Origin of the sequence: Streptomyces sp. AC558_RSS880, from assembly GCF_019049255.1 — a bacterium.
Lineage (GTDB): Bacteria > Actinomycetota > Actinomycetes > Streptomycetales > Streptomycetaceae > Streptomyces.
In genome coordinates this window covers 1-5,746 of the sequence record NZ_JAGMUJ010000100.1, presented here as the reverse complement: position 1 = coordinate 5,746, position 5,746 = coordinate 1, and the positions used below count along the sequence as shown (strand labels likewise).

The following is a 5,746-nucleotide window of genomic DNA, read 5'->3' as shown; positions in this document are numbered from 1 at the left end:
ACCGGGCTGGCGCTGGTCTTCGCGCGGATGGGCAGCAAGACGCCCGACCTGGCCCAGCTGATGCCGTTCGTGCTGCGCACCTGGATGTACGCGTCCGGCGTGATGTTCAGCATCCCGGCGATGCTCGAGGGCAAGGACGTGCCCGCCTGGCTGGCCGACGTGCTGCAGTGGAACCCGGCGGCGATCTACATGGACCTGGTCCGCTTCGCGCTGATCGACGAGTACGGCTCCTCCTACCTGCCCCCGCACGTGTGGGCGTTCGCGCTGGGCTGGGCGCTGCTGGCCGGCGTGATCGGGTTCGTCTACTTCTGGAAGGCTGAGGAGAGGTACGGCCGTGGCTGACACCACCGACGAGAAGATCCCCACGGTCGTCGCCGACCGCGTCGACATCGTCTACCGGGTCAACGGCACCGGCGCCGGACGCGGCACCGCCACCGCCGCCCTCAACCGCATGCTGCGCCGCAAGAAGACCGAGAAGGCGTCCGGCGTGCGCACGGTGCACGCCGTGCGGGGTGTCTCCTTCGTGGCGTACCGGGGCGAGGCCATCGGGCTCATCGGCACCAACGGCTCGGGCAAGTCGACCCTGCTCAAGGCCGTCGCCGGGTTGCTCCCGGTGGAGAACGGCCGCATCTACACCGACGGCCAGCCCTCCCTGCTCGGCGTCAACGCCGCCCTGATGAGCGACCTGACCGGCGAGCGCAACGTCCACCTCGGCGGGCTCGCCATGGGCATGTCCCGCGAGCAGGTCAAGGCCCGCTACGACGAGATCGTCGACTTCTCCGGGATCAACGAGAAGGGCGACTTCATCACCCTGCCGATGCGCACCTACTCCTCCGGCATGGCGGCCCGGCTGCGCTTCTCCATCGCCGCCGCCAAGGACCACGACGTCCTCCTCGTCGACGAGGCGCTGGCCACCGGCGACCGCTCCTTCCAGAAGCGCTCCGAGGCCCGGATCCGGGAGCTGCGCGAGCGGGCCGGGACGGTGTTCCTGGTCAGCCACAACAACAAGTCGATCCGCGACACCTGCGACCGCGTGCTCTGGCTGGAGCGGGGCGAGCTGCTGATGGACGGACCGACGAAGGACGTGCTCAAGGAGTACGAGGCGTTCACCGCAGGCACGGACAAGGCCCGCAGACCGCAGCCCAAGCCGTAGCCGAAGGCGGCACCGACGCCTTCCTGAGTTCCTGAGGCCCACGTCCGCGCGCCCTCTTCGTCACATTGATGCCAATATGACGAAGAGGACTGTCCGGAGCGACGAGCAGCCGAAGGAGCCCCGCGATGCCCGAGCTCAGCGTCGTCGTCCACGGGCCGAACACCCAGGACCACCTGACCGGCCTGCTCGACTCCCTCGCCGACCGTCCCCTCCCGGACACCGAGGTCGTCGTCGCCGCCGTCGGCGACTGGGCCCGCGAGACCGCGGAGCGGCACGCCCCGCACGTCCAGGTGCTGCCCCTGCCCGACGGCACGTCCGACGCGACGGCCCGGACGGCGGGGGCGGCGCGGGCCACCGGCCGCTGGCTGCACTTCGTCCGCGCCAAGGACGGCCTGCCGCCCGGCAGCACCCGCACCGTCGCCGAACGGGTCGCCGAGCTCCCCGGCCCCGTCGACGTACTGCTCCTGGACCACCTCCGCAGCACCTGGCGCCGCTCCGGGCTCCCCTCGGCGGACGGCCCGCTGCTCGCCCGCGCGGGCCGCACCGGCCTCGCCCTCGACGACAACGCCTACCTGCTGCGCCTGACCCCGCTGCTCGGCACCCGCGTCCTGCGCGCCGGATTCTGGCGGGCCCACGAGGACCGCCTCACCACCGACGACGAACCCCGGGCGGCCCTCGCCGCCCTGCTGCTCGCCGACCGCGTCGCCGCCCTGCCGCACCTCGCCCACGAGGACCGCCGGCTGCGGCCCGCCGCCCTCCCGCCGGTCACCGCCGCACAGCACTACGCGCTCGTCGACCGCTACGAGAGCCTCCTCGACCTCGTCCGCGAACGCCCCGCCGTCTACACCGTGCTCTACGAGATCATGGTCCGTGACTGCCTGCGCGCCTTCACCCGCGGCGACATGCCCGAGGACGTGGCCCGGGAGTTCTTCCACCGGGCCTCGACCGCCGCCCTGCGCCGCCGCCCCGAGGGCCACCGGCGCCCCGCCGGCGCGGAGGGCATCCGCCGCTCCCTGCTCGAAGAGGGCGCCTACGGCAAGTACCGCGCCTTCCAGACCGCCAACCACGCCCGCCGCGCCGTGCGGTCCACGGTGCGCACCGGCAGGCGCCGGCTCGGCGCACAGGTCCGTGACCTCCGGTACCGCAGGGCCCTGCGCCGCCCCGTCGACCCCCACCTCGCGGTGTTCGCCGCCTACTGGAACCGCGGCGTCGCCTGCAACCCGGCCGCGATCGCCGCCAAGGCCGCCGAACTCGCCCCGCACATCCACCCGGTGTGGGTGGTGACCGGCGAGAACGCCGCCCTGCTCCCGCCCGGCACCGACCACGTCGTCCCCGGCACCCATCGCTACTGGGAGGTGCTCGCCACCGCCAAGTACCTCGTCAACAACGTCAACTTCCCGAACGCCGTGGTCAAACGCCCCGAAGCGATCCACCTGCAGACCCACCACGGCACCCCGCTCAAGCGCATGGGCGTGGACCAGCTGCCGTTCCCGGCCGCCGCCCAGGGCCTGGACTTCGACGCGCTGCTGGAACGCGTCGACAAATGGGACTACAGCCTCTCCACCAACAGCCACACCACCCGCATGTGGGAGAGGGCGTACCCGTCCCGGTACGTCTCGCTCGACCACGGCTATCCGCGCAACGACGTCTACTACACGGCCGGCGCCGACGACATCCGCGCGATCCGCGCACGCCTCGGCATCGCGCCGGGGCGCCGGGCCGTCCTGTACGCGCCCACGCACCGCGACTACGAGGCCGGCTGGACCCCGCGCCTGGACCTCGCCGCCCTCGCCGACCGCCTCGGCGAGGACACCGTGCTGCTGGTGCGCGGCCACTACTTCTACGACGGTGCCGTCTCCCCCGCCTCCCCGCTCACCGGACTGCGCCGCTCCGGCCGCATCGTGGACGTCTCCTCCTACGACCCGGTGGAGGAGCTGTGCCTGGCCGCCGACGCCCTGGTCACGGACTACTCGTCGATCATGTTCGATTACGCCAACCTCGACCGCCCGGTCATCATCCACGCCGACGACTGGGAGACGTACCGCACCACGCGCGGCGTCTACTTCGACCTGATGGCCGAGGCGCCCGGCCCGGTGGCCCGCACCCAGGAGGAGCTGACCGGGATCCTCACCACCGACGCCTGGCGCGACGACAGCGCGGCGAAGGCCCGGGCCGCCTTCCGCCGCCGGTTCTGCGAGTACGACGACGGCCGCGCCGCCGAACGCGTCGTACGCCGGGTCTTCCTCGGCCAGGACGAGGCGTCGCTGCCACCGGTGCTGCCGCTCGGGGAACGCACCCCGGCGCCGAAGCCCGAGGAGACGTCATGAGCACCCCGCAGGTCCCCGACGTCACCGTCACGGTGATCGTCCACAACGACGCCGGACGGCTCCCCCGCGCGGTGGAGTCCGTGCGCCGCCAGACCCACCGCAACCTCGAGATCGTCATCAGCGACGACCACTCCACGGACGACACCCCCCGGGTGGCCCGGGCGCTGGCGGCCCGCGACCGCCGTATCCGGTGCCTGCGACTGCCGGAGAACAGCGGCGGATGCAGCGCGCCGCGCAACCGTGCGCTGGAGATCGCGCGGGCGCCGTACCTGATGTTCCTCGACAGCGACGACGAGCTCCCGCCGGAATCGGTCGCGTCGCTGCTCGCCGCGCACCGCGAACGCGACCTCGACTTCGCGATGGGCGCGGTGCGGCGGATCCGGGTGGACACCGGGCGCCGCTCCACCTGGATGCCGCACCTCGTGCGCGAACGCCGCACCCTGGACGGCATCGAGGCCGACCCGCGGCTGTTCTTCGAGCACCTGTCGACCGGCAAGATGTACGCCCGCGCCTTCCTCGACCGGCACGACCTGCGCTTCCCCGAGGGCATCCACTACGAGGACCAGCTGTTCTCGGCCCAGGCGTACTGCCTGGCGAAACGGTTCACGATCATTCCCGAGCCGGTGTACCTCTGGTACGTCGCCCCGTACGCGGGCTCCGACGCCGCGTCCATCTCCAACCAACGGCACCTGCTCACCAACGTCCGCGACCGGATCCACGTGCAGCGGCTGATCGACGCGTTCCTGGTGGAGAGCGGGCACGGGGCGCTGCGCGAGGACAAGGACCACAAGTTCCTGAAGCACGACTTCCGGATGTACGCGGGCGACCTGCCCCACCGGGACGAGGAGTGGCTGGCGGCCTTCGCGGACCTGGTGAACCCGTACCTGGAGACCCTGTCGCCGGGCGCGTACGCCCGGCTCCCCCGCGCCGAGCGGGTGGTGCTCCAGTTGATCCGCGACCGGCGCCTGACCGAGGCCCGGTGGGCCGCCCGGGAACTGGGGGACGGTGTCGCCCCGAGGGAGCTGGCCACGGGCCCGGACGGCCGTACGTACTGGGGCGGACAGGTCCCCGGGTCGGCGGCCGCCCGCCGTGAACTGGACCTGACCGAGCTGGAGCTCGACACCCGCCCCTTCTCCGTCACCCGGTTCCGCCACGAGATCACGGAGATCACCCCGGGCCCGGGGGCCTCCGTCGACCTGACCGTCCGCACGTACGACCCGGCCCTGCGCCTCCCGGTCGGCCCCCAGCGCGCGAGCCTGCTCATCACCCCCGGCCGGCACCGCCTGACCGTCCCCTTCCGTCTCTCCCCGGTCCGCCCCGGTGTCTTCGAGGGCCGCGTCCGTCTCGACCCCGCGTCCGCGCGTCTCCCGCTGAGCGGCTTCGCCGGGGTGCGTCATCCGCTGGTCCGGCTGACCTGCCGGGGACGGAGCAACCGGGGACTGCTGCTGGCCCCTCCGGCCTTTCCGCCCCTGACCGCCCGCGTCCCGCGCCATCGGCTCACGATCGAGCCCGAGGGCCACGGCCCGGGCCGCCTCCAGCTCCGCTGGCAGCCGACCGGCCTCACGGCGAACGTGCTCCGCCCGGCGGCCCGCCGTGTGGCCGTCCCCCGGGTACGCCGGGCGGCCCGCCTGGTGGCGAGCGTCTTCAGCCCGTCCGGCGTTTGAGGACGAGGCCGTTCAGGCCGAAGGGGGGTCCGGGGGCGCAGCCCCCGGGGGACGGGAACGGGAAGGGGCGGCGGGGGCGAAACGAACCGGACCGACCAGCACCGCACCCCCACACCTCAGGGCACCGCATAGAGCACCTGCCCCTCCGGCCCCCGCGCCACTTCCCGCAGCCCGGCGTCACCCAGCGCACCGCTCCCGTCGACCACCCACCGCACCCCGTACTCCCGCTCGATCCCCCGCCGCACGGACGACGGCGTCCGCTCCTCGAAGTACGCCCGCGTGGCCGCCCCCCGGCGCTCCTCGTCCGCCAGGAAGAAGTCGGGATAGCCAGGAGCGACCGTGTAGGCGCCGTACGCCGGTATCTGACGGGCCGGCCGCCCCTCCGCCATGACCACGTCCCCGTACCGCACCCACGGGGTGATCCAGTGATACCCCGTCCACGGCGGCCGGTACCTGTCCTCCACCGCCGCCGGCAGGGCACCGCGCGGCACCACGTACCCCAGCGTCCCCGCCTGCGCCCACCCCCCGACCAGCAGCCCTCCGGCCAGCAGGACCGTCCACCCGGCGCGCAGCCACCGCCGCCCCGCCCCGACCACCCCCAC

At 73.3% G+C, this 5,746-nt stretch carries 4 protein-coding genes and 1 pseudogene; 4 read left to right on the top strand and 1 reads right to left on the bottom strand.

Translation table 11 applies throughout. The annotated features are described in order from the left end of the window. The 4 genes from KUM38_RS27770 to KUM38_RS27755 form a co-directional block, all read left to right on the top strand. A partial coding sequence (locus KUM38_RS27770; protein WP_217133087.1) for an ABC transporter permease occupies positions 1-342 on the top strand: 342 nt, incomplete at its 5' end. Then, positions 335-1,153 (top strand): ABC transporter ATP-binding protein, encoded by an 819-nt coding sequence (locus KUM38_RS27765; RefSeq protein ID WP_217133084.1) that lies wholly within the window; start codon positions 335-337, stop codon positions 1,151-1,153. The genes KUM38_RS27770 and KUM38_RS27765, both read left to right, overlap by 8 nt. A gap of 125 nt (positions 1,154-1,278) precedes the next feature. Continuing rightward, the gene (locus KUM38_RS27760; RefSeq protein WP_217133082.1) at positions 1,279-3,480 is read left to right on the top strand and encodes a CDP-glycerol glycerophosphotransferase family protein; all 2,202 of its coding nucleotides are present in this window, start codon (positions 1,279-1,281) and stop codon (positions 3,478-3,480) included. Continuing rightward, positions 3,477-5,144, top strand: coding sequence for a glycosyltransferase family 2 protein (locus tag KUM38_RS27755; RefSeq protein WP_217133080.1), 1,668 nt, complete (start codon positions 3,477-3,479; stop codon positions 5,142-5,144). Before KUM38_RS27760 ends, KUM38_RS27755 begins: the two co-directional genes overlap by 4 nt. Before the next feature lie 116 nt (positions 5,145-5,260). Here the strand turns inward: KUM38_RS27755 and KUM38_RS27750 are convergent. Next, a pseudogene (locus KUM38_RS27750) lies at positions 5,261-5,746 on the bottom strand (hypothetical protein); the annotation flags it as partial.

Bases quoted from the DNA above. Each gene is read 5' to 3' on its own strand.
- KUM38_RS27760 (WP_217133082.1), top strand. From the start codon at position 1,279: ATGCCCGAGCTCAGCGTCGTCGTCCACGGGCCGAACACCCAGGACCAC.
- KUM38_RS27755 (WP_217133080.1), top strand. From the start codon at position 3,477: ATGAGCACCCCGCAGGTCCCCGACGTCACCGTCACGGTGATCGTCCAC.